Raw genomic sequence first — 22,985 nt, 5'->3', positions numbered from 1 at the left:
TCACCCCGGTCCCTTCGTGCGGCGCCGGGCGCCAGGTGGCGCCGGCTCGGACGGACCAGTCTACGGCAGGGAGCCCTCGACGGGGGAGAGCCTGCCGTCGATCATCTCGAGCGTGCGGTCGCAGTGTTCGAGCACGTCCCGGTCGTGGGTGACCATGACGACCGCCACCCCCGCCGAGTGGGCGCGGTCCGCGAGCAGCCCGACGACCTCGTGGCCGCGCTTCCGGTCGAGAGCGGCGGTCGGTTCGTCGACGAGGAGCAGGCTCGGATCGTTGACGAGGGCGCGCGCGATGCCGACACGCTGGCGCTCGCTGCCGGACAGCTGGCCGGGGCGGTGATCGGCCCGGTGGCTCATCCCCACCGACCCGAGGAGCGCGCGGGGGTTGACGTCGCGGTTGCCGGCGAGCCGACCGGCCAGCCGCAGCTGGTCGGACGCGGAGAGTGCCGGGAGCAGGTTCCCCGACTGGAACACGAAGCCGATGTTCGGGAGCCGGAACCGCGCCGCGGCGCCCTTCCGCAGACCGGCGTGGTCGGTCCCGTGGACGCGCACCGTTCCGGAATCGGGGTGCGCTGGATCGTCCACACGGTGAAGAAGGCTCCGACGACGAGCGCGCAGATCGCGTAGAGGACGATCTGGATCATGCTCAGGGTGAGGGTCTCCGCCTCGTAGCCGGGGGAGGCGTTGAAGGACTCGGTGAGGGTCATCGACTCCGTCTCGGCGTCGGAGTCGATCGCAGCGAGATCGGTGTCCTCGTCGGCCTGCACGGCGACGACGCTCGAGTGCGGGAACTCGAGGGCGTCGACCTGGTCCTGCGTCGGCGCACCGGGCTCGGCGGCATTCGCGGCGATGGGGCGCCACGTGTCGATCGGCAGGTAGGCCATGTCGACGTGGCCGAAGGTCGCCTGGCCGTCGGTGAAGCCGACGACCTCGAGCTCGACGTCGATGCGGTCGAGCGTGACGACCGTGCCGACCTCGACGCCGTCGTCGGCGAGGGTCTCGGAGACGACGATGCCGTCGACGGCGCCGACCTCGGAGCCGCTCGACGTCTCCGGGGCGAGGAAGCCGTTCGGCTCGATCCCGAACAGCGTGAGGTCGATCTGGGTGTCGTCGTCGGCGGTGGTGTTGACCATGCTCACCCCCATCGGCTCCGCGGCCTCGACCCCGGGGGCGTCCTGCCAGGTCTCGAGCTCCTCGTCGCCGACGATCGAGCGGCTGAACGCATTGTCCTTCCCCGTGCCCTCGTGGAAGGCGAACGAGGTCGCGGGCATGGCCTTGAGGCCGGAGACCCCGTCGTTGACGAGGCCGGAGGAGAGGCCGGAGAGCAGCGCGATCACCGTGCCCATGAGTGCGAACCGACCCCGGGCGAACCGCAGTTCGCGCAGGGCGAGGAACATCGAGGAGTCCTTACAGTGGTCCGGAGCGGAGAGGATACCGACACTCAGTCGGCTCCATGCTGACAGTGTGTCAGAACGATTCCGGACGGCACGCATCGGCTCGGTGCGGTTCGGGCGGGTGCGGATCGGACCCCGGGAAAGGGGCGGGCCCCGAGAAGGACGGAGTGCTGGGCGTCAGGTGCCGAGGCCGTCGACGAGGATGCGGTAGATGTCGTCGGCCGCGGTGCGCTCGTCGACGCCATGGCTGATGAGCTCCATCCCCGCTCCGATCATCCCCTGGACGAGGAATGCCCGGCGCTGGGCCTCCTCGATCCCGAGGTGCTCGAGCACGTGGATGAGCGGGCGGAGCAGGGCGTCGTGGAGCCGCATGAGGTCATCCATGCTGCTCGGGGAGAGATCCGCCTCCCGCAGGGCGCCGGCGACCTCGTGGCGGCCGTCGGCGGTCATGCGCATCGTGGCATCGACGTAGGCGCGCAGCTGGGCGAGGCCCGGCTCGACATCCGTGAGAGCCTCCTCGATCTCCCGGTCCCAGCTCTCGATCGCATCGATCGCGATGGCGACGAGGAGGTCGTCCTTGGAGTGGAAGTAGTCGTAGAAGCTCGACCGGGTGAGACCCGCGCGCTCGCACACGACCCGCGGGATCGTGCCGGCGATGCCCGACTCGAGGAGCACCTCGACGCCGGCGCGCACGAGGGCGGCGCGCTGGGCCGCCCGGTGCTCGGCGACGGTGGGTGCGGAGATCTTGGGCATGACCTCATTATGGGCCGAGAAGTTCCTGAAAGCACGCAGCGCCGTCCCGGGCGGGGACGGCGCTGCTCTGAGCGGTGGCTGCGGGCCGGTCGTCAGGAGTAGTTCACCCAGAGGGCGGCGATCGCGATGTTGATCACCGTGAGGGCGCCGATGGTCGGGAGGACCCAGGAGGCGAGGGCCTCGCGCTTGCGGTTGATCAGGGCGATGATGATGATCGCGAGGAGCACGAGGAGCTTGACGGTGATCTTCGTGTTGTTGACCTCGTTCCCGATCGGGTACTGCAGGCCGACGAGGAGCACGCCGGTGATGAGCATCGTCCAGGCGCCGTGCATGATCGGCGCGACGATCCGGGCCTGCGCCTCGCGCATCGCCCGCGACTGCATGATCACCCCGCCGAGCAGGGATGCGATGCCGATGAAGTGCAGGACGAGGATGACGTTCTTGAGAATCTCCATGCCGCAGTCGTACCGACAGGGTGTCGGTACGATCAATTTCCCGACACGCTGTCGGCAGCCGGTGCCCAGCGGTGTGATGCACTTCACAAGCGGGTGGTCGGGCCACTAGGCTCGGGCCACCACCGCATCGATCAGAAGGAGCACCCATGACGACTGCTGCCTGGCCGTCCGGCCGCGGCGACCGCGCCGACTTCATCCGCACGCACGGGGAGGAGCGCGCGGCGCGATTCCTCACCGCCTTCCACGAGGGAGACCCCGCCGGCGACGCCCTCTTCACCGCCGACCTGCCGCGCCCGGTGCTCATGCGCCAGCTGCGCACCGCCCTCGCGGCCGGGGCGGCGGCACCCGGTGACGCGCCCGAGGTCGTCGCCTTCCTCGACGACATGCGCACGACGGCCGCGAACGCGAACCGCGAGCAGATCGAGCGCGGCCGGCGGGTGTACCTGTCGATCCCCGTCCTCACCCACTCAGTGGCGCTCGGCCCGGGATCGCTCGTCAACACGTACTCGAGCCCGGCGATCTCCACCGTGCTCGTGGGCACCGGTCGGCTGGTGGACGGGGCGCTGCGTCGGCTCATCGACACCCGCAACTGGAACTACCATCTCTATGCCGCCGGCGCGCTCGAGCCGGGCGGCGGCGGCTTCGAGCACACCGGGATGGTCCGGGCGATGCACGCCTACGCGCGCGCCCAGCATCTCGAGCGGCACCCGGACACGGGGGAGTGGGGCCTGCCGATCAATGCGATCGACATGCTCCGCACGTGGTTCGACTTCACCTACATCCCGTACCGCGGTCTGGCGGCCATGGGCTACGACCTCACGGAGGAGCAGATCCGCGACGTCTACGGGATGTGGCAGGTCGTCGGGCGGCTGCTCGGGATCCCCGCCGACCTCCTCGCCGGGCTCGACGACCACGAGTCCTCCGAGCCGATGGTGCAGGCGATCGCCGCCGTCGCCGGGAAGCCCGACGACGGCTCGCGGGCGCTCGTCGACGCGCTCGTCGGGGCGACCGCCGCGCAGCTCGCGCTCGTCCTCGGTCTGCCCGAGGGGCCGCTCGTGGAGCGGACGCAGGCGCAGATCCGGATCATCCACGGCGACGAGCTCGCCGACTGGCTCGCGATCCCGCGGACCTCGATGCAGGTCGCCGAGCTCCTCCAGGTGCCGGTGGTGAGGCAGCGGTACGACTTCCTCCGGCAGCTGCCCGCTGAGCTCGAGCGGGAGATCGCGACGAACGAGGCGATGCTCACCCATCTCCTCGCCGCGACCGAGGACGGGAAGTCGGCCTACGAGACGGCGCCCGCCGGGGAGGAGACCGCCGCCTGAGCAGACGCGCCGGCTCCCCTCGGACCCGTGGCCGAGGGGAGCCGGTGTCGCGTGCGGTTCAGGCGGTGACCTGGCGCTTCGAGGAGATCACCCCGGTGTTGAAGCCGGCGAGGTGGAGCCCGCCGTGGAAGCGGGCGTGCTCGATCTTCGTGCAGCGGTCCATGACGACCTGCAGTCCGCCGGCCTCGGCGATCGCCGCCGCCTCCTCGTTCCACGATCCGAGCTGGAGCCACAGGGTCTTCGCCCCGATCTCCACGGCCTCCCGGGCCACTCCGGGCAGGTCGTCGTGCTTGCGGAACACGTCGACGATGTCGGGGACCTCGGGCAGGTCGGCGAGCGAGGGATACACCGGGTGGCCGAGGATCTCGTCGAGCACCGGGTTGATGAAGTACACCCGGTACGGCGAGGACGACAGCAGGTAGGTCGCGACGAAGTTCGAGGCGCGCGACGGCTTGTCGGAGGCCCCGACGATCGCGATCGATTCGGAGGTGCGGAGGATCTGCAGGCGTTCGGCGGCCGTCGGTCCCACCCACGTGCGGGTCTCGGTGGTCATCGTGCGTCCTCTCGTGTCCGTCCGGTGGCTGCGGTGAGCGCCTGATCGAAGTCCCAGATGATGTCGGCCGGATCCTCGATGCCCACGGAGAGCCGGATGAGGTCCTCGTGGACGCCGCCGGCGGTGAGCTGCTCCGCGGTGAGCTGTTGGTGCGTGGTCGACGCGGGGTGGAGCACGAGGGTGCGTGCGTCGCCGACGTTCGCGAGGTGGCTGGCGAGTTGCGTCGCCTCGATGAACCGGGCGCCCACCTCGCGCCCGGTGAGCTCCGCGGTGGCCGCGACGCCGAACGAGAAGACCGAGCCGACGCCGTGCGGCAGGTACTTCTGCGCCCGCTCATGATGCGGATGGGACGGCAGTCCGGCGTAGTTGACGTAGGACACGCGGGGATCGGACTCGAGCCACGCGGCGACCTCGCGGGCGTTCGCCAGGTGCGCGTCCATCCGCTGTGCGAGGGTCTCGACGCCCTGGAGGAGCTGCCAGGCCGACTGCGGGGACAGGCTGGGCCCGATGTCGCGGAGCTGCTCGGAGCGCAGGCGGGTGAGGAAGCCGAACTCGCCGAAGTTGTCCCACCACGACAGGCCGTTGTACGAGGGGACCGGTTCGGTCATCGCCGGGAAGTTCCCGTTGCCCCAGTCGAAGCGCCCGGACTCGACGACGACGCCGCCGAGCGTGGTGCCGTGCCCGCCGAGGAACTTCGTCGCCGAGTGGATGACGATGTCGGCCCCGTGGTCGAAGGGACGGCACAGGTACGGGGTGGTGAGCGTCGCGTCGACGACGAGCGGGACGCCCGCCTCGTGCGCGATCTCCGCGAGGGCGGCGAGGTCGCTGATCTCGCCGGACGGATTGGCGACGAGCTCGCAGTAGACCGCCTTCGTCTCCGGACGGAGCGCGGCGCGGTAGTCGGCCGGGTCGGTGCCGGCGACGAAGGTCGTGTCGACGCCGAACCGGCGCAGGGTGACGTCGAGCTGGGTGATCGTGCCGCCGTAGAGCTGCGAGGAGGCGACGATGTGGTCGCCGGCCCGGGTGAGCGCGGCGAAGGTGATGAACTCCGCAGCCATGCCCGAGGCGGTGGCGACGGCGCCGATCCCGCCCTCGAGCGCGGCGATCCGCTCCTCGAACGAGGCGACCGTCGGGTTGCCGATCCGGGAGTAGATGTTGCCGTACTTCTGGAGCGCGAAGAGGTTCGCGGCGTCGGCGGAGTCCTGGAACACGAACGAGGTGGACTGATAGATCGGCACCGCGCGGGCGCCGTGGACGGCGTCGGGCGTTCCGCCGGCGTGGAGCGCCAGGGTGCGGAATCCGAACTGGTGATCTGACATCGGGTGAGACCTCTTCCGGTTTCTTCGGGTGATTCGCAGTCTGGGTCAGCGGTCGTCGGCCGCGCTCGGGTGTCCCACGATCCGGGCGATCCCGGCGATCGCCGCGGGGTTCTGGAGCGAGGTCGTGTCGCCGAGCGGGGTGCCCTCGTAGAGCTGGGTGAGGAGTCGGCGCATGATCTTGCCCGACCGCGTCTTGGGCACCTCGGGCACGGGGATCACCCGCGCGGGCCGGGCCACCGGCCCGATCTCGCGGGCGACATGGGCGCGGAGCTCGGCCTCGACCTCGGCCGCGTCGCGGTGCCGGGCGGCCCGGGTGAGGACGACGTAGGCGATGGCTGCCTGCCCGGTGAGCGGGTCGGCGATCGGCGTGGATCCGGCCTCGACGACATCGGGGTGCGTGATGAGCGCGGATTCGAGCTCGATCGTCGACAGGCGGTGGCCCGACACGTTGATGACGTCGTCGACCCGACCGAGCAGGGTGATGTCGCCGTCCGCGTCGCGCCGGCCGCCGTCGCCGGAGAAGAACCAGCCGCGCTCGCCGAACGCCCTCCAGTACGAATCGAGGTAGCGCTGCGGGTCGCCCCACACCGTGCGCGCCATCGACGGTCCGATCCGGTCGACGACGACGAATCCCTGGACGCCGTCGGGGGCGTCCGCCCCGGACTCGTCGACGACCCGGGTCGAGACCCCGGGCACGGCGCGGGTGGCGCAGCCGGGCTTGGGCGCGGTGTCCGCTCCCGGCTCGAAGCACGAGTCGTGAGGCCGGGGCGACATGATCGTCGCGCCGGTCTCCGACTGCCACCACGTGTCGACCACCGGGAGCGCGTCGCCGCCGATCTCGCGCCGGAACCAGCGCCAGGCCTCGGGGTTGATCGATTCGCCGACCGTGCCGAGGAGCCGGATCGAGGAGAGGTCCCAGGTGTCGGGCAGCCCGGACGGGAAGTTCCCGATGTGCGATCGGATGAGGGTGGGTGCGGTGTAGTAGTGCGTGACGCCGTAGCGCTCGATGATCTCGAAGTGCCGCCCCGGGTGCGGGCTCGCCGGGGTGCCCTCGTAGATCACCTGGGTGATGCCGTTGAGGAGCGGTCCGTAGATCTCGTAGGTGTGCGCGGTGACCCACGCGAGGTCCGCGGTGCACCAGTGGACCGTGCTGTCGACGCGGGCGGGATCGTTGACCGCGGCGAGCTCGTCGTCGACGAGGTCGAAGAGGAGCGCGTGGGTGTACGCCGTCTGCACGAGGTACCCGCCGGTGGTGTGGACGAGTCCCTTGGGCTTCCCGGTGGTGCCCGAGGTGTAGATGATGAACAGCGGGTGCTCGGCGTCGAAGGCGGGCGGCGCGTGGGCGTCCGGCTGGGCGGCGAGCGCCTCGTGCCACCACACGTCGCGGCCCGGGGTCCACGGGAGGTCGGTCTCCCCGGTGCGGGCGACGACGAGGACGTGCTCGATGGCGTTGTCCCCGGCGCACGCGGCGTCGGCGGCGGCCTTGACCGGCACCGCCGCGCCGCGCCGGAACTGGCCGTCGCTCGTGACGAGGACCTTCGCCCCGGTGTCCTCGATGCGGAAGCGCAGCGCCTCGGCGGAGAACCCGCCGAACACGAGCGAGTGGACCGCGCCGATCCGGGCGCACGCGAGCGTTATGACGAGGGTCTCCGGGATCACCGGGAGGTAGATGACCACCCGGTCGCCGGGGATGACGCCGAGGGCCTCGAGGGCATGGGCGGCCCGGGACACCTCGGCGAGGAGCTCCGCGTACGTGTACGTCCGGCGGTCCCCGGGCTCGCCCTCGAAGTGGAGGGCCACCCGGTCGCCGCGGCCGGCCGCCACGTGACGGTCGAGGCAGTTGGCGGCGGCGTTGAGCTTCCCGCCCGCGAACCATTCGATCGTCGGGACGGTGTACTCCGGGGACTCCGCGGTGTCGGCGTCCCGGGACCGGTCGAGCCGGCGCGGCTTCTCGAAGGTGTGGGCGGTGTGCCAACCCTCGACCCAGTCGAGCCGCCCGGCCTGCGTCTCCCAGAACGCGATGCGCGCCGCATCGGATTCGATGGCCGGGTTGTCGGGTGCGCGGCGGACGGGGGACAGGGCCGCTGCGGGCCGCGCGGTGCCGGGTGCGGTGGTCGTCACGACGCCCACCGGAGGATCGCCGACTTCTCGAGGCGGCCGAGGAGTGCGTCGGTGATCTTGCCGAACACCGCGAGCAGCACGATGGCGAGGAGCAGCCGGTCGGTCCGCCCGTTGTTCTGCGAATCGGTGAGGAGGAACCCGAGGCCCATGGAGGCCCCGAGCAGCTCGGCGGCGACGAGGAACAGCCATGCCTGGGCGAGCGCGAGACGCAGCCCGGAGAACACCGAGGGCACGACGGCGGGCAGCTGGACGGTGAGGAGGAGCCGCAGCCCGGTGTAGCCGAAGCTTCGCGCGGCCTCGACGAGGTGGGGGTCGACGTGCCGGAGGGCGGAGGCGACGGTGGTGTAGACCGGGAAGAACGCGCCGATCGCGATGAGCGTGACCTTGGAGTCCTCGCCGAGGCCGATCCACAGGAGGAGGAGCGGGACCCAGGCGAGCGAGGGCACGGCGCGGAAGGCGCCGATCGTCGGAGCGACGAGGAGGTCGACGAGCCGGGAGAGGCCGACGAGCGATCCGAGCAGCAGGCCGAGGACCGCACCGGCGAGGAAGCCGAGGACCACGCGCTGGACGGAGATCGCGATGTTGATCCACAGGTCGCCGCGCTCGACGAGCTCGACGGCGGCCTCGAGTACGGCGAGCGGGGGCGGGAGCTGGACGAAGGTGAAGACCCCGGTCGAGCTCAGCAGCTGCCATACGGCGAGCAGGGCCGCGGGCAGGAGGAGGCCGAGGCCCAGCCGGGCGGGACCGGAGAGCGTGCGGGGACGGGTGCCGGTGCTCGCCGGAGCAGCGGGTGCGGACTCCGGCGCGCCGGGGTGCGGGGTGTGGACCGGGATGTTCGCCGCCATCAGCCTGCCGCCTCGATCGCCTCGGCGACGCGGGAGGCGTCGGCCTCCGAGGCGTAGGTGTCGTCGACGATCGTGTCGATCGCCTCGTCGACCTGCGCCTGGTCGGACACATCGCCGGTCTCGACGAGCGTCGGGGCGATCCGCTCGAGGACCTCGATCTGGTCCGGCCCCGGCACTGGGTCGATGTCGAGGTGGGTGCGCTCGATCGTCGCAGCGGCGACGTCCTCTTCGATGCCGGCCTCCTCGGCGAGGATCCGGGTGGTCTCCTCGGTGTTCGCGAGCGCCCAGTCGCGGGCGTAGGCGTAGACGTCGACGACGGTCTGCGCGAGCTCGGGCGACTCCTCGAGGAATGATGCGTTCGCGTTGAGGAAGCCGTAGGTGTTGAAGTCGACGTTGCGGTAGAAGAGCGTGTTCCCCGCGCCCTCGCTCGCCGCCATGATCGGATCGAGTCCGGACCAGGCGTCGACCTGGCCGTTCTCCAGGGCGGTGCGGCCGTCGGCGTGTTGGATGTTCTGCACCTCGACGTCGTCGATGGTGAGGCCCTCGGTCGCGAGCGCCTGGACGAGGAAGAAGTACGGGTCGGTGCCCTTGGTCGCCGCGATCGTCTTCCCCTTCAGGTCGGCGACCGACTCGATGCCCGAGTCCGGGGCGGTGACAAGCGCGGACCACTCCGGCTGGGAGTAGAGGTCGATGACGTGGATCGGGGAGCCGTTCGCGCGGGCGAGGAGCGCGGCCGAACCGGCGGTTGAGCCGATGTCGACGGCCTCGGCGCGCAGCGACTCGTTGGCCTTGTTCGAGCCGGCGGAGAAGACCCACTCGACCTCGACGCCCTCCTCTGCGAGCGCGGCCTCGAGCCAGCCCTTCTCCATGATGACGAGGGAGAGCGGGTTGTAGGTCGCGTAGTCGATCGCGAGGGAATCGGCCGCACCCTCGGCGTCGGCAGGTGCCGCGTCCTCGCCGGCGAGGCAGCCGGAGAGGGAGAGGGAGGACACGGTGAGGAGGCCCGCGGCGGTGGCGAGCCGGCGGAGAGCGGAGGGGCGGAGGCGGGAGGAGGTCATGACGGCCTTTCGGGTCGGATGGTGGCGCGGTGCCGTGGACCGCGGCGGTGTGTGGGGCGCGGAGTCGCGGTTCGGTACGGAGCGGGTCTTCGGTGCGGTGTTCGGTGCGGTGCGCGGCGGGGCGCCGCGCGGCGGGTGCGGTGGGGTGTCAGTGGGCGTGAGAGTCGACGCCGAGGTGGGTGAGGAGCTCGGCTCGGAGGTGCGCGAGGTCCGCGTTCCCGCGGTCGCGCGGGCGGTCGCCGGGGACCGGCACGAGGCTGGTGATCGTCGCCGGGCCGGCGGCGGCATCTCCGGGGCGGCCGAGGACGACGATCCGGTCGGAGAGCTGGAGCGCCTCGTCGACGTCGTGGGTGACGAGGAGCACGGTGGCGGGCCGCTTCGCGTGGATGTCGAGGAGGAGGTCCTGCATTCGGATGCGGGTGAGTGCATCGAGCGCGCCGAACGGCTCGTCGAGGAGGAGCACGCCGGGGTTGCGGGCGAGCGCTCGGGCGAGCGACACCCGCTGGGCCATGCCCCCGGAGATCTGCCGGGGGCGCAGGCCGCCCTTGTCGGCGAGCCCGGTGAGCTCGAGGAGCTCGCTCACCTGGTCCTGCGCCGCGGCTTTCGCGGTGCCGCGCGGCAGGCCGAGCTCGATGTTGCGGCGGACGGTGCGCCAGGGGAGGAGGCGCGCCTCCTGGAAGGCGACGGCGGCCCGGGTGTCGATCGCGGTGACCTCGGCCCCGTCGATCGTCACCGAGCCGGCGGTGGCGGGTCCGAGCCCGGCTGCGGCGCGGAGCAGGGTCGACTTGCCGCAGCCCGAGGCGCCGAGGATCGAGATGATCTCGCCTGGGCGCGCGGTGAAGGACACGTCGGCGAGCACCGCGTGGGCGTCCGCACCGGTGCCGAAGGTCTTGCCGAAGCCGTCGAAGCGGACCTCGAAGGCGCGATGGGAATCCGGGGCGGTCGTGGTCACGGGAGCGGCGGGTGCCTGGATCTGGACGGTCATGGGGTCCATTGAGCCGCACGGCGGAATGTTCCTCGCCGCGGTTCGTCACACGTCGTCCGCCGGTGTCATCTTCGGGCGTCACATGACGGTGCGTGACGGACTGTGGCACGCAGGACGCAGAAGGCGGCGTGCGGTGTGCTAGCCGGAGTGCGCCGGGCAGCCGAGGCGCGCCGGGCAGCGGAGGTGCGCTGGGCAGCGGAGGTGCGCCGGGTCGGGTGGCTCGGGCTTCACCTGCGGAAGATGTCCCGTCATCGGTCCGAATGCGGGACGTCTGTCGCAGGTGAAGGAGCGCTGACCGACTCCGCAGCGGTCTCCTGTGGCCCGGGCACCACACGAACCCGTTGAGTCACACGCTCCGGGATCGGGAACCGGTGACCTACGCGCACGCACGGCCGTCGCGACCCTGCGCTGATGGATCGATGAGGCGCTGAAGAATCGATCTGGCGTTCATGGATCGATCGAGTACGGATTTGCGAGCAGAACCGCACCGGATCGAAACCTCAGTGCGAGAGCGAAACCTCAGTTGAGGCGAAACCTCGGTGCGAGCGAATCCTCAGCGCGAACAGGACTTCGGTACGGGCGGCCGCGGCGGTCCGGGCGGGGTGGCTCGGGCTTCACATGCGGAAGATGTCCCGTCATCGGTCCGATCGCGGGACGTCTGTCGCAGGTGAAGGAGCACTGACCGTCGCCGCGGCGACCTCCGGGGGCCTGGGGCGGTAGACGAAGGTCACGAGGACGACGGAGATGATCATGAGGAGGAACCAGCTCACCATCTTCGACAGCGACACGATCTCCCAGCCGCCCTCCTGGTGCGGGTAGATCCAGGCTCCGGCGGCCGTCCCGATGTTCTCCGCGATCCAGATGAAGAACGCCACCCCGAGGAACGGGAGGAGGATCGGCAGGTGGCGGGCCGGCCGGTCGCGGTGGTTCCGGAACAGCATGATGCATCGCCCCCACACGAGGACGACCGCGGCGAGCAGCACCCAGCGGGCATCGGGGAGGAAGTGGTGGGTAAAGAAGTTCGCGTAGATCGCCGCGCCGATGACGGCGGTGAGCCACAGCGGGGGATAGCGGACGAAGCGCAGGTCGAACAGCTTGAACACGCGCACCATGTACGAGCCCACCGCGGCGTACATGAAGCCGGTGTAGAGGGGGACGGCACCGATCGCGAGCACCCCGGCCCCGCCGTACTCCCACGATCCGGCGGCCGTCTTGAACAGCTCCATCACCGTGCCGACGAGGTGGAACAGGATGATCACCCACAACTCCCGCCCGCTCTCCAGCCGGAGGGCGACCATGAGCACCTGGATCGTCACCGCGATGAGGACGAGTGCATCGTTCCTGCTGAGCGCCGCACCGTCGGGGTACCAGAGGGCGGTGGCGACGAGGGCGGCGAGCATGAGCGCACCGAACACGCACGCCCACGCCTGCTTGAGCGTGAAGACGAGGAATTCGACCCAGACCCGGCGGGCACCTCGGGCCCCGAACTCCTCCGCGAGGTGGCGGTGGGCCCAGGCATCGAGCGCCGCCTCGACACGGGTGAGGTCAGCAGTCCGGCGCATGAGGCGAGTGTAGGGAGGCAACCTGACCCGGAGCTCCACCCGCGGCAGATGTCCCAGCGCGTGGCTTCACCTGCGCGAGATGTGCCAGCGCGAGGCTTCACCTGCGGAGGATGTCCCAACGCGTGGCTTCACCTGCGGCAGATGTCTCGTTTTCGGCGTGAATGCGGGACATCTGCCGCAGGTGAACCAGCACGACATCATGCCTGCGCGCGGTGGTGCCGACGGCGCGCCGGCACTCAACCGCTGGCGACGGGCCGGCGCTCAACCGCCGGTGATGCGCCGTCGGCGAGACTTCAGTGCTCGGCCGTTGGTGAGGCACCAGCCTTCGACCACCGGTGACGCGCTGGCGGCGACGCACCGGCACTCAACCACCGGTGCGTCGCCGCAGCTCAGCCGTCGCGGACGTCCCCCGCGGGGCTCAGCGGCGGGTGATGCGGAGGTAGCTCGTCGCCTTCGCCTGGCGCTGATACGCCGAGGCGGGGCGATCGACGACGAGGCCCGCCTCCGTGAGGCCTGCGGTCACCGCATCGAGCAGCGCCGGTTCCTCGTGCCCCTCGATCGTCACGAGCGGGTATGCGCGCACCTCACGCGACACCCGGGCGAGCTCGAGGAGCGAGGCGAGGTGGAACTCGGCGTCGAACATCCCCGAGTAGGTGAAGAGCAGGTGGCTGCTCACCGCGAGGTCGAAGGTGTCGTCGGAGAACGGGAGGTGCGGCAGCGTCGCGTCGATGTAGTGAGCGGGACGGGCGTTGAAGTCGTCGAGGAACTGCTGCGCGGAGTGGACCCGCGCGCGGTAGAGCTCCTCCCCGGTGCCGGCCTGCCGCCAGTCGAGGCGCTCACCGTGGGTGCGGGCGAAGTCCGCCCAGCGCTCGACCTCGTGGGCCACCCGGTCGGCGAGCAGGTGCCGGTCGCCGCCGTACAGCGGGTCGATCGCGAAGGATTCCACCCCGGCGGCCCACAGCTCCGCCGCCGCGCTCGCCGAACCGCCCGGACAGTCGAGGACCGATCTCCCCTCGAGATCCTCGACCCGGAGGTCGAACATCGCGACATACTCCCCGAGGGACCTGGCGGTCACGAGGACTTCGGACATCTGCAAGGGTTCTGTTGCGTTATCGGTCACAGGGGGAGCCTAGTCGAACGACAGCCCGCAGTGATGTGACCTGCGGCACAGTTCGATGGCGCGCAAGGGGTGGAGAGTCCCGAGAACCCGACCGCGCGAACCGGAGGGATCCCGCAGCGGGGCCGAGGCGTCAGGCACCGGGAGGGGCCGCACGGACCACCTCGACCCCGGCATCGGCGTAGTCCTCGAGTCCGGACTCCGGGGCGTCGGTGACGAGGGTCCAGCCCGGCGGCAGGTGCGCCCACGCCGGAACCGACCGGCGTTCGAGCTTCGTGGCGTCTGCGAGCACGATGGTGCGCTGGGTCCGCTGCGCGACGCGCTCCTTGGTATAGGCCTCGTCGACGGTCGGCTCGCCGACGCCGTCGTGCGGATCCACCGCGTCGGCGCCGAGGAAGGCGAGGTCGAACCGGAACCGCTCGATCGCCTCGAGCGCGAGGGTGCCGGCGGTGCCGTGGCTGTTCGCGGAGAGGCGGCCGCCGATGAGGAGCACCTCGACGAGCGGGTCGTCGGCGAGCGCGAGGGCGATCTCGAGGCCGCGGGTGACGACGGTGAGCGACTCGCTCCGGCGCAGGCTCTCGACGAGCTGCCCGGTAGTCGACCCCGCGTCGACGAAGATCGTCGCCCCCGCCGGCACGAGCGTCGCCGCGGTGCGTCCGATCGCGGCCTTCGCCTCCGTGCGCATGGCCATCCGCTCGGCGAGTCCGCGCTCGCGGAAGGGGACGAGCGAGGTCGCCCCGCCGTAGGTCCGCGCGAGCCGGCCCGAGGTCTCGAGCGTCGCGAGGTCACGACGGATCGTCGACACCGAGACCCCGGTGCGGGCGGCGAGGTCCTCGACCCGATCGGTCCCCGAGCGGACGAGCGCGAGCAGCTCGGCGTGGCGGGCGCGCGTCGCGAACCGGGCGGTCATCGTGCGGGTCCCGGTCTCAGGCGGGGAGGTATTCGGCGCGGATCGCGTCGACATACGGTGCGTATCCCACGGCCGCCCGGTAGGCCGAGCGCATGGTGCCCGGGTCGGCCTTCCCGGTGCCGGCGATGTCGAACGCGGTGCCGTGATCGACCGAGGTGCGGAGGATCGGCAGCCCGACCGTGACGCTGATGGTCCCGTCGAAGTCGAAGGTCTTCGTCGCGATGTGGCCCTGGTCGTGGTACTGCGAGAGGATCCCGTCGTAGCGGCCCTGCAGGCCGTGGTGGAACACCGAATCCGCGGGGATCGGCCCGGCGATCTCGAGGCCGCGGCCCCGCACCTGCTCGACGGCGGGGGCGAGGATCTCGATCTCCTCGTCGCCGAACGCGCCGTTCTCCCCGGCGTGGGGGTTGATCGCCGCGGTGGCGAGGCGCGGATCCGCCACTCCGTAGACCTCGAGCGCGCGGTGGGCGCGGATGATCGAGTCGACCTGGGTGTCGACGGTGATCGCGTCGAGCGCCTTCCGCAGCGACATGTGACGGGTGGCGAAGAACACCTGGAGCCTGTGCCCGGGCACGTGGGTGTTCTCGACGACGAACATCGTGTCCTGCTTCGTCACCCCGGTGAGCTCGCCGAGCATCTCCGTGTGCCCGAGGTGCTCTGAGCCGGTCTTCCAGACCGCCTCCTTGTTGATGGGGCCGGTGACGATCCCGGCGACCTGCTCGTCCATGGCCGCCTGCGTGGCGACCTCGATCGCGGTGACCGCGGCTCGTCCGGCACGCTCGTCGACCCGGCCCCACTCGGGGAGGTCGGCACCGAGGACGCCGATGTCGAAGACGTCGATGACGCCCGCACCGGCGGACGGGGTGTCCCACGAGGACACGGCGCGCACGTCGGCGTCGAGGCCGAGGACCGCGACGGCCTTCTCCATGACCGCGAGGTCGGCGACGGCGATGCCGTGCTGGCTCGCGTCGCCGGAGAACTCGTGGAGGACGGCGGCGGTGATCTCGGGGCCGATGCCGACGGGGTCGCCGACGGTGACTGCGAGGGTGGGGACGGTGGTCATGGGGTGTCCTTTCGCCGGTGGCGGCAATGAGTGCCGCTGGCGGCACTCCGCGACGACAGGATGCGGGTGCGCAGCGTTGCGATCTCGGCGAGGTGGTCGAGGCAGGCGATGCCGGTCGCGGAATCGCCGACGAGGCCGCCCTTGGTGACGATCGGCAGTCCGGTGTGCGGCCCGCCGACGAGGGTGCCGGCGGCGGCGAGCGGGACGACCTCCTCGTCGATCTCGATCCCGGCCGCGCCGAGAGCGGACAGGACGCTCGTCGTGATGTCGCCGCCGGTGGTGTAGAGCCCGCCGACGGCCGTGGCCGCGTCCGGTTCGGCATCCCCGGGGTCGAGGACCGCGGCGGCGATCCGACCGAGCGCGAGGGGGAGCGCGTCGGACTCCTCGTCGGTGAGGGCGTGGACGTCCTCGGGACGGATGACCGAGGCGAGGAGGACGATCTGTCCGGGTGCGGCGCGGTCGAGGACGTCGCGCAGCTCCGCGGCGGTGGCGTCGACGGCGGGCACCCGGCTGCCGGCGTCGAACGACGGGCGGACGAGGACGACGTCGCGCTCGGCGAGGAGCCGCTGGAGCTGCTGCTGGGTGAGATCGGTGGCGGAGCCGGCGATCGCGAGCAGCGGTGGGGTGCCGGCGGCCGCTCGGGCACCCATGGCGCGGGCGATCGCGAGCGTCCCGGGGCCGGGGTCGACCCCCACCCACATGACATCGGGGTCGGCCTCGACCGCGGCCTCGGCGACGGCGGCGAGGTGATCGACGGTGAGCGCATCGGCGACGAGGACGTCGGGCTCCTCGGCGAGGAGGGTCCGGATCGTGTCGACGAGAGCGGAGCGCGGGCCGGTGACCGCGGCGAGGTCGATGCCCGCGGTGGAGAGCCGGGTGTCCTTCCGCAGCGCCTCGGCGACCGACGAGCTCGTCATCGGGGAGCGCACGTCGTGGGCGAGCTCGGTGTGCTCGAGGCGGGTCCCGTGGAGGAGCTGGAGGCCATGGACGGTCTGCCGGTTCGCCTGCGGGAAGGCCGGCATGCACAGTCCCACGGCGCGACGCCCGCGTGCGCGCACCGCGGTAATGATCGCCTCGGCCTCGGCGCCGAAGTTCCCGCGCAGCGTCGAGTCCCCGCGCGAGCACACGAGGTCGGCCGGCCAGCCGGCGTCGACGATCGCGGTGACGGCGGCTGCGGCCCGGTCCGCGGGCAGGTGGCGCGAGTCCGTGGTGACGACGAGGGCGTCGTAGGTGTCGAGGCCGGCGGCGATGTCCTCGGGGGAGGCGTCGGCGCGCAGGGTCGCCGCGCGCAGCCCCGCACCGGCGAACCCTGCGGCGCAGCCGTTCCCCCCGGTGAGGTCGTCGGCGATGATGAGGATCCGGTCCATGGCGTCAGCCGATGACGAGGTTCGCGATGAAGAGGAGCGGCAGGCTGCCGAGCCATACGGCGGTGGTGATGCCCGACCATCCCTTGAGCGCGGAGGTGCCGTCGAGCCCGGTGAAGCGGGTGACGACCCAGAAGTACGAGTCGTTGAAGTAGCTGAACACCATGGAGCCGCACACGCAGGCCATCGTCGCGATGAGCGGCGAGATGTCGAGGGTGGTGACGATCGGGGCGGTGACGGAGGCGGCGGTGATCATCGCGACGGTGCCGGAGCCCTGCGCCACGCGGACGAGGGAGGCGATGACGAACGGCACGATGAACGCCGGCAGCGTCAGCGAGGCGACCGCCTCGGCGAGGGCATCGCCCACGCCGGAGTCGCGGAGCACCTGGCCGAACGCGCCGCCGGCACCGGTGATGAGGAGGATGAGGCCGGCCGATTCCGCGGCCTGCGCGAGCCAGGAGTGGACCTTGGTGCGCGGGGTCCAGCGGGGGAGCAGGACGTAGACGGCGAGGATGACGCCGATGACGAGGGCGATGACCGGGTTGCCGAGGAAGAGGAACGGGGTGACCCAGCCCGAGGCCTCGTACTCCTCGGCGTTGATCTGGCCGGTGGCCGCCTTGTCCATCGCGGAGGTCACCGTGTTGAGGACGATGAGGATGAGCGGGACGAGCAGCGGCAGCGAGCCGACGAGCGCGTTCATCCGGTGGGGCTTCCTGCCCGCCGGGGTCTCGCCGAGGAAGTCCTCGGAGCGGTAGGTCTCGATGGTGTCGAGCTTCGAGTGGACGTCCTCGCCGCCGGATTCGGCGAGCGCGACATCGTGGTCCGCGCCGTAGACGTCCGCGGCGACCTCCGCGTTGATCTGCGACTCGAGCTTCGGTCCCATCCACTTCGCGTAGAACACGACGACGGGGAGGAGGATGACGGTGAAGATCAGGCCGGTGAGGATGACAGCGCCGAGGTCCGCACCGAGCAGGCCGGAGACCGCGAGCGGGCCGGGGGTGGGCGGCACCATGTGGTGGGTGAGCGTCATGCCGCAGCCGAGCGCGAGGCACAGGGTGACGTAGCCGCCGCGCTTGACCCGGGCGATCGAGCGGGCGAGCGGGTTCATGATGACGAAGCCGGAGTCGCAGAACACCGGGATCGACACGATGGAGCCGACGGTGCCCATGGCCCACGGCTCCTTGCCCTTGCCGAAGCCGCGGAGGAAGGCGCGCGCGAGCGCGTCGGCGGCGCCGGAGACCTCGAGGATCTTGCCGACCGCGACGCCGAGGCCGATGACGATGCCGATGCTCGCCAGCGTGCTGCCGAATCCGGTGGTCACCGAGTCGATGACGCCGAGGATCTCCTGGCCGGCGACGAGGCCGGTGACGAGCGCGGCGATGAGCAGGGCGACGAAGGCGTCGAGGCGTGTGCGCAGGACGAGCACGACGATCGTCGCGATGCCGAGCACGAGGGCGAGTATGAGCCGCACGTCCATGGGCGGGTCTCCTTGGGATCGAAGGATCGGGTAGGCGCGGAGCTGAGCGAAACGCGCAGGTTTCTTGAAAGAATCATGCACCTTCGCTGGGGGCGTGCACAAGAGGTGCGGCGAGGGGAGAGCCACGTATCCTGGGACCGATGTCCTCCGACCCCGCTCCCCACCTCGCCCGCGCCCGTGTGCGCGCTGCGGTCGACCGCCTCTATCAGGCGGATGCCCAGCGCTGGGAGGTCGCATGCCAGCGCGTCGTGCGGTTCCTCGAGGGGATCATCGAGAGCATGGAGTTCGCCGACCGCTCGCGCGTCGTCGTCGACGGCTACCGGGTCAAGGAGCCCATGCGGACGCTCGAGAAGGTGCTCAAGAAGTCCGAGGGCGGGGCCCTGCCCGGGGAACCGGGCGAGGTCGTCGGACTGATTTCCGACCTCGCCGGCGTCAAGGTCCTCTGCAAGTCTTCCCGCGACCTCGAGGCCTTCGTCGAGGTGCTCGAGGCCGAGCTGGCGCGGACCACGCGGTTCGAGGTCGTCGAGCCGGTGAAGAACTACCACCTCGATCCGAAGCCGAGCGGGTACCGCGCATTCCATGCGGTGCTCGGGTCGGCCGATCCCAAGGCCGAGCACCCGATCCGGGTGGAGATCCAGGTGCGGACCCGGCTGCAGGACGCGTGGGGCGAGCTCACGCACGATGACCTCTACAAGCCCGGCGGGCCGCTCGCGCCGAGCGACTTCCACACGCAGGTCGCCGCATCGATGGCGAATCTCCTGTCCGAGGTCGACCGGCTCGCCGACCTCCTCGCCCAGGACATCGAGCAGACGTCCCGCGGGGACGGGTTCGACGCCGGCGCTGAGACCCAGGCCGAGGACCTGCTGCGGGTCACGGTGACCCGCACCGGTCCCGGATACGCGATCGCCGAGGACGAGCTCGGCCGCCGCGGTCTCATCCGGGCGCGTGACGTCCGTTCGCTCGCCGAGGTCACCGGTGATGCGGAGACTGCGGGGGAGGGGCGCAAGTCGATCAAGGTCTCCGACCTCGTCGGGGTGGGAGATGTGCTGCCCGCTGCGGAGGTCGAGTACAAGGGCAATCGCTACTTCGCTCCGGTGGAGTTCGCCGAGCGCCGGTAGGCAAGGGGCTGTTGACGTCCCAGCGGGGACGTCCCAGCGGTGACGCGTCCCCGCTGGGACGCGAGTTCACCCCCGCGATGCGCCGATTGTGAAACCCGACCGCTGGTTTGCTACAGTGACGAGGTCTCGGGGCTATAGCTCAGTTGGTAGAGCGTTTCGTTCGCAATGAAAAGGTCAGGGGTTCGATTCCCCTTAGCTCCACAATTTCAGACGTACTAGAACACCTGAACCGTCCCGGGTTTGATGCCGCATCTTTTCGAGTTGAAAGGATGGCGTCATGCCGAAGAAGATCGATCCCCAGGTGCGTGAGCGAGCCGTGAGGCTCGTCCTCGAGCACCGGTCCGAGTACCCGTCGAACGCGAAGGCGATCACGGCGGTCGCCCGTCAGGAAGGCATCGGTGCGGAGTCTCTGCGCCGGTGGGTCGTGCAAGCCGAGATCGACGCGGGTGACCGTGAGGGTCAGACCAGCGAAGAACACGCGGAGATCAATCGCCTCAAGGCCGAGAACCGGCGGTTGCGTGAAGACGTCGCGATCTTGAGAGCGGCGACGACTTTCTTCGTGGGGGAACTCGGCCCCCGCAACCGCGGATCATGGGGTTCATCGATCAGAGGCGGGCCGAGGGGTACGCAGTCGAGTCGATCGTCCGCGTCCTGCGCGAGCAGGGCGTGAAGATCGCTGCACGCACTTACCGGGCCTGGGCCAGGCCTCGCATCGCGGCCCGGACCGTCACCGATGCTCTCGTCGTTGACGCGGTCCGTGACACGGCCTGGACTGACGTCGTCGATGCCGCTGGCGTCGTGCGGCGGAAGATGACAGCGGAAGGCCTGTATGGGCGCAAGAAGATGACAGCGCTGATCCGTCGGACGTCGATCCCCGACGTGTCCCGCGGCGCGGTCGACCGGGCAATGCGGCTGCTCGGCCTGTCAGGCGTGACCCGCGCGAAAGCGATCCGCGCGACGATCCCGTCGAAGGACGGCATCCGTGCCGGGGACTTGCTGAACCGCGACTTCACCGCACCGAGGCCGGATTACACGTGGGTGATGGACTTCACCTATGTCCGCTCGTGGGCAGGCTGGGTGTATGTCGCGTTCATCCTCGACGTCTACTCGCAACGCATCGTCGCCTGGCATGCGCAGACCACCAAGCACACAGAGCTTGTGATGATCCCGCTGCGGATGGCGCTGTGGGAACGCGGCCGACAGGGCCGGCCCATCGAGCCCAACCAGCTCCGGGCACACAGCGATGCCGGATCCCAGTACACGTCCGTGGCATGGACGGACAAACTCGCCCTCGACGGCATCGCGCCATCGATCGGGTCCGTCGGCGACGCGTACGACAACGCCCTCATGGAGACGATCAACGGCCTCTACAAGGCCGAATGCATCCGCACCACGATCTTCCACGACGGCCCGTACAAGACGATCGCTGACGTCGAGTGCGCGACCGCCGGCTGGGTCGACTGGTACAACTACCGCAGGCTCCACGGTAGCCTCGGAATGGTTAGCCCCGACGAGTTCGAGGCGACCTACTACGCGGACCTCACCCGAGAACCGCTCCCCGCATAGGAGCGGCAGAAAACTCGGGACGGTTCACAGTCCCCCCATCATCCCCGGGGCGAATCAGTGACCAAACCGGACACCTAGACGTGCATGAGTTCCCTCAGCGTTCCTAGCGTCGTGGATTGGCCCGAAAGAAGATCGTGCAACTCTCGTCGACCCGGCTGGCTGTCGCCGCTGTTACAGGCAGGAGTGTGCTACCAATCAGGGATGCTGCTAGAACTACCTTTTGGTTTGGGTGTCCATAAAGTCCGTCTGCCCCGACGATGCAGGTGGGCGGCTGTGTGAACCCGCTGAAGATCTCATCGCGGTGGTTGTGTCGCGATCCGTGGTGTGGCAGTGCAAGAGTCCCCACGTGTACCTTACGAGCGCCGAAGATCGCATTGAATTCATTCATCTCGTGGACCCCTGCCAGGGGCGCGTCGCCCGTTCCTAGCCAGCCCGGCAGCATGCCCCACGCGCCCACCTCGGGACGGTCTATGTGACCGTGCGGTGCCCGGCTGCGATAGGTCCGGTAGGTTCCACGTGCCTTTGCGGGGCCCGAGTAGAGGCACAGGGAAGTGTCATTCCTATTCCTCATGCCTGCGAGGGAATCGTAAGCACGGCGCAACTCGATGTGGCGGCGGGTGACGAGGACTTGAAGCTTGCGTGGATTGGCCAACATGGTCTGTAGGCAGGCTTCGCTTATACCCAACTCCCTGGCGAGAGCCGTCCGAAAGGCTGGCTGCTGCCGTCGGATCCGGCGCAGGACGTGATACCTGAATTCCCAGATCGGATACTCCGGGCTCTGTACGGTAGGACTATTAGCATGAATCCGCATGAGCTTCTGGGCGGGAGTCCGACTCAACCTCAACTCCATGCCATCTTCAGCGTCTTCAGGCAACAGTGACTCGTCCAACGCTTGCTGGTCATCCGTAATGGGCTCCGGATCGACTAGCTCAACCTGGTCTGCCACCTCACCTAAGACCGCTTCAGGGTCGGCGACGAGGCGTCCGTAGAACTCCAGGTCGGTGCCTGTGGTCGTACCGGTGTCCACGGGACTTATGGCCTTGGCGAATGCTAGTAACCTCTCGTCGGGGTCGAGCAAGGGTGCCACCACGCGTTTAGCTTTGACACCCTTTTGTTGGAGTATCGGTAGCCCCGAAATATGATCACGGTCAAAGTGGGAGATAAATAGCAAGTCCAGGTCTTTACCGTGCCGTCTAACGTACTCGTCCACTTCACGCTCGATGACAGCTCTTGCACGATGGGTGCCGCAGTCGTAGATGACGTGCAGAACTGGTGTCAGCTCGGATGAGACGTCGTCGCGTATGCCGACGTAAAAGTCTTGAGAGTGGAAGAAGCCAGCTCCTACTGCCCACTGTGTGTAGTTGACCAGCAACCGCTGCCGGAATTCTTGGGAGATCCTGCGAGCGCTCATGACATGCACCTACTTCGATCGAATGCTCCCGAGGATATCAACTATCCAGAGTGGCGGCTCTTGATTGTTGAGTGCGGGAACCGCTTGAGAAATCGGATCGCGGTTTACAAATGGGTGGCGCCATGGGTTCACTCATGGTCAAGGTTGCAGTAGCAGTAGCCAGCTTCCGAAAGCGGTCCGGGTGCCAGACGGGGTCCTTCGAACTCATGGCGTGCCAAGTATCGCTTAAGGGTGAGAATTGTCGACAGTCGTCGAGCAAGTCGATTATTTCGAGTTCGGCTCGAACGCGCTCAGTTTGAGTCTTTCGGTTGTTCCGACCTGTTAACTCTAACGGCGATGTCGACCAGTTCGATTCCGAGTTTGCATCGTTCAAGCTGTTCTTGACGTCCGCGTAAGGTAGCAGGAGGCTCACAGAGCGGATCGTGCGGGGAGCGACCCCCGAGAGATCGACTTCATCTCGATCAAAGTTGCGCCTACCGCGCAAGACGATTCCGGGTTTTTTCCAATAGTGGACCTGAAGCGAGTACCTGATCCTGGTGTTCAAGCAGGGCCACTTACGGTCGCCCCCGCGCTCTCGTCTTCCGGCCGTCTCAGT

19 protein-coding genes and 1 tRNA gene are annotated in these 22,985 nt (G+C 69.5%); 4 read left to right on the top strand and 16 right to left on the bottom strand.

Translation table 11 applies throughout. The annotated features are described in order from the left end of the window. Positions 1-60: 60 nt before the first annotated feature. From C1A17_RS03005 to C1A17_RS02990, 3 genes are all read right to left on the bottom strand, one after another. Positions 61-549 (bottom strand): ABC transporter ATP-binding protein, encoded by a 489-nt coding sequence (locus tag C1A17_RS03005; RefSeq protein ID WP_245873389.1) that lies wholly within the window; start codon positions 547-549, stop codon positions 61-63. Positions 550-1,568: 1,019 nt separating this feature from the next. Beyond that, entirely contained in the window at positions 1,569-2,144 is a 576-nt protein-coding gene (locus tag C1A17_RS02995) for a TetR/AcrR family transcriptional regulator (RefSeq protein WP_101650578.1), read from the bottom strand. Positions 2,145-2,236: 92 nt separating this feature from the next. Then, positions 2,237-2,599 (bottom strand): hypothetical protein, encoded by a 363-nt coding sequence (locus C1A17_RS02990; RefSeq protein ID WP_101650576.1) that lies wholly within the window; start codon positions 2,597-2,599, stop codon positions 2,237-2,239. Positions 2,600-2,745: 146 nt separating this feature from the next. Between C1A17_RS02990 and C1A17_RS02985 the strand changes: the two genes are divergently transcribed. Then, positions 2,746-3,921: an oxygenase MpaB family protein gene (locus C1A17_RS02985; RefSeq protein WP_101650574.1), complete on the top strand. Its 1,176-nt coding sequence runs from the start codon at positions 2,746-2,748 to the stop codon at positions 3,919-3,921. A gap of 58 nt (positions 3,922-3,979) precedes the next feature. Here C1A17_RS02985 and C1A17_RS02980 read toward each other — a convergent pair whose 3' ends face one another. The 12 genes from C1A17_RS02980 to C1A17_RS02920 form a co-directional block, all read right to left on the bottom strand. Further along, positions 3,980-4,474: a CoA-binding protein gene (locus C1A17_RS02980; RefSeq protein WP_101650572.1), complete on the bottom strand. Its 495-nt coding sequence runs from the start codon at positions 4,472-4,474 to the stop codon at positions 3,980-3,982. Beyond that, positions 4,471-5,793 (bottom strand): O-acetylhomoserine aminocarboxypropyltransferase/cysteine synthase family protein, encoded by a 1,323-nt coding sequence (locus tag C1A17_RS02975; protein WP_101650570.1) that lies wholly within the window; start codon positions 5,791-5,793, stop codon positions 4,471-4,473. Before C1A17_RS02975 ends, C1A17_RS02980 begins: the two co-directional genes overlap by 4 nt. A gap of 45 nt (positions 5,794-5,838) precedes the next feature. After that, the gene (gene acs, locus C1A17_RS02970; RefSeq protein ID WP_425427264.1) at positions 5,839-7,914 is read right to left on the bottom strand and encodes an acetate--CoA ligase; all 2,076 of its coding nucleotides are present in this window, start codon (positions 7,912-7,914) and stop codon (positions 5,839-5,841) included. Continuing rightward, entirely contained in the window at positions 7,911-8,759 is an 849-nt protein-coding gene (locus tag C1A17_RS02965; protein ID WP_101650567.1) for an ABC transporter permease, read from the bottom strand. The genes acs and C1A17_RS02965 overlap by 4 nt, the downstream gene beginning before the upstream one ends. Then, entirely contained in the window at positions 8,759-9,817 is a 1,059-nt protein-coding gene (locus C1A17_RS02960) for an aliphatic sulfonate ABC transporter substrate-binding protein (RefSeq protein ID WP_101650565.1), read from the bottom strand. Before C1A17_RS02960 ends, C1A17_RS02965 begins: the two co-directional genes overlap by 1 nt. A gap of 148 nt (positions 9,818-9,965) precedes the next feature. Then, positions 9,966-10,802, bottom strand: a complete 837-nt coding sequence (locus C1A17_RS02955) for an ABC transporter ATP-binding protein (protein WP_101650563.1) — start codon at positions 10,800-10,802, stop codon at positions 9,966-9,968. 635 nt (positions 10,803-11,437) lie between these two features. After that, positions 11,438-12,364 carry a DUF817 domain-containing protein gene (locus C1A17_RS02945; RefSeq protein WP_101650558.1) on the bottom strand — a complete coding sequence of 309 codons (927 nt, stop codon included), beginning with the start codon at positions 12,362-12,364 and terminating at the stop codon, positions 11,438-11,440. A gap of 418 nt (positions 12,365-12,782) precedes the next feature. Next, positions 12,783-13,454 (bottom strand): hypothetical protein, encoded by a 672-nt coding sequence (locus tag C1A17_RS02940; protein WP_101650557.1) that lies wholly within the window; start codon positions 13,452-13,454, stop codon positions 12,783-12,785. 160 nt (positions 13,455-13,614) lie between these two features. Next, positions 13,615-14,391 carry a DeoR/GlpR family DNA-binding transcription regulator gene (locus C1A17_RS02935; protein ID WP_180953194.1) on the bottom strand — a complete coding sequence of 259 codons (777 nt, stop codon included), beginning with the start codon at positions 14,389-14,391 and terminating at the stop codon, positions 13,615-13,617. 16 nt (positions 14,392-14,407) lie between these two features. Then, positions 14,408-15,454, bottom strand: a complete 1,047-nt coding sequence (pdxA, locus tag C1A17_RS02930; RefSeq protein ID WP_101650553.1) for a 4-hydroxythreonine-4-phosphate dehydrogenase PdxA — start codon at positions 15,452-15,454, stop codon at positions 14,408-14,410. Beyond that, positions 15,451-16,821 carry a four-carbon acid sugar kinase family protein gene (locus C1A17_RS02925; RefSeq protein WP_101650551.1) on the bottom strand — a complete coding sequence of 457 codons (1,371 nt, stop codon included), beginning with the start codon at positions 16,819-16,821 and terminating at the stop codon, positions 15,451-15,453. Before C1A17_RS02925 ends, pdxA begins: the two co-directional genes overlap by 4 nt. A 4-nt stretch (positions 16,822-16,825) precedes the next feature. Beyond that, on the bottom strand, positions 16,826-18,295 hold the full coding sequence (locus C1A17_RS02920; RefSeq protein ID WP_180953193.1) for a GntP family permease: 1,470 nt from the start codon (positions 18,293-18,295) through the stop codon (positions 16,826-16,828). 140 nt (positions 18,296-18,435) lie between these two features. Here C1A17_RS02920 and C1A17_RS02915 point away from each other — a divergent pair, with 140 nt between their 5' ends. From C1A17_RS02915 to C1A17_RS02905, 3 genes are all read left to right on the top strand, one after another. Beyond that, entirely contained in the window at positions 18,436-19,413 is a 978-nt protein-coding gene (locus C1A17_RS02915; RefSeq protein ID WP_101650549.1) for a GTP pyrophosphokinase, read from the top strand. A gap of 128 nt (positions 19,414-19,541) precedes the next feature. Further along, positions 19,542-19,614 (top strand) — tRNA-Ala (locus C1A17_RS02910). A gap of 76 nt (positions 19,615-19,690) precedes the next feature. Then, a protein-coding gene (locus C1A17_RS02905) for an IS3 family transposase (protein WP_101650547.1) occupies positions 19,691-20,979 on the top strand; the annotation gives its coding sequence in 2 pieces (ribosomal slippage) (positions 19,691-19,964 and positions 19,964-20,979; 1,290 coding nt in all). Positions 20,980-21,082: 103 nt separating this feature from the next. Here the strand turns inward: C1A17_RS02905 and C1A17_RS14025 are convergent. Beyond that, the gene (locus C1A17_RS14025) at positions 21,083-22,390 is read right to left on the bottom strand and encodes an MBL fold metallo-hydrolase (RefSeq protein ID WP_146000568.1); all 1,308 of its coding nucleotides are present in this window, start codon (positions 22,388-22,390) and stop codon (positions 21,083-21,085) included. Positions 22,391-22,985: the final 595 nt, after the last annotated feature.

Source organism: Brevibacterium ihuae (assembly GCF_900184225.1).
Taxonomy (GTDB): domain Bacteria; phylum Actinomycetota; class Actinomycetes; order Actinomycetales; family Brevibacteriaceae; genus Brevibacterium; species Brevibacterium ihuae.
This window is presented reverse-complemented; position numbering and strand designations above follow the sequence as displayed.

Bases quoted from the DNA above. Each gene is read 5' to 3' on its own strand.
- C1A17_RS02995 (WP_101650578.1), bottom strand. From the start codon at position 2,144: ATGCCCAAGATCTCCGCACCCACCGTCGCCGAGCACCGGGCGGCCCAG.
- C1A17_RS02990 (WP_101650576.1), bottom strand. From the start codon at position 2,599: ATGGAGATTCTCAAGAACGTCATCCTCGTCCTGCACTTCATCGGCATC.
- C1A17_RS02985 (WP_101650574.1), top strand. From the start codon at position 2,746: ATGACGACTGCTGCCTGGCCGTCCGGCCGCGGCGACCGCGCCGACTTC.
- C1A17_RS02980 (WP_101650572.1), bottom strand. From the start codon at position 4,474: ATGACCACCGAGACCCGCACGTGGGTGGGACCGACGGCCGCCGAACGC.
- C1A17_RS02975 (WP_101650570.1), bottom strand. From the start codon at position 5,793: ATGTCAGATCACCAGTTCGGATTCCGCACCCTGGCGCTCCACGCCGGC.
- C1A17_RS02965 (WP_101650567.1), bottom strand. From the start codon at position 8,759: ATGGCGGCGAACATCCCGGTCCACACCCCGCACCCCGGCGCGCCGGAG.
- C1A17_RS02960 (WP_101650565.1), bottom strand. From the start codon at position 9,817: ATGACCTCCTCCCGCCTCCGCCCCTCCGCTCTCCGCCGGCTCGCCACC.
- C1A17_RS02955 (WP_101650563.1), bottom strand. From the start codon at position 10,802: ATGACCGTCCAGATCCAGGCACCCGCCGCTCCCGTGACCACGACCGCC.
- C1A17_RS02945 (WP_101650558.1), bottom strand. From the start codon at position 12,364: ATGCGCCGGACTGCTGACCTCACCCGTGTCGAGGCGGCGCTCGATGCC.
- C1A17_RS02940 (WP_101650557.1), bottom strand. From the start codon at position 13,454: ATGTCCGAAGTCCTCGTGACCGCCAGGTCCCTCGGGGAGTATGTCGCG.
- C1A17_RS02935 (WP_180953194.1), bottom strand. From the start codon at position 14,391: ATGACCGCCCGGTTCGCGACGCGCGCCCGCCACGCCGAGCTGCTCGCG.
- pdxA (WP_101650553.1), bottom strand. From the start codon at position 15,454: ATGACCACCGTCCCCACCCTCGCAGTCACCGTCGGCGACCCCGTCGGC.
- C1A17_RS02925 (WP_101650551.1), bottom strand. From the start codon at position 16,821: ATGGACCGGATCCTCATCATCGCCGACGACCTCACCGGGGGGAACGGC.
- C1A17_RS02920 (WP_180953193.1), bottom strand. From the start codon at position 18,295: ATGGACGTGCGGCTCATACTCGCCCTCGTGCTCGGCATCGCGACGATC.
- C1A17_RS02915 (WP_101650549.1), top strand. From the start codon at position 18,436: ATGTCCTCCGACCCCGCTCCCCACCTCGCCCGCGCCCGTGTGCGCGCT.
- C1A17_RS14025 (WP_146000568.1), bottom strand. From the start codon at position 22,390: ATGAGCGCTCGCAGGATCTCCCAAGAATTCCGGCAGCGGTTGCTGGTC.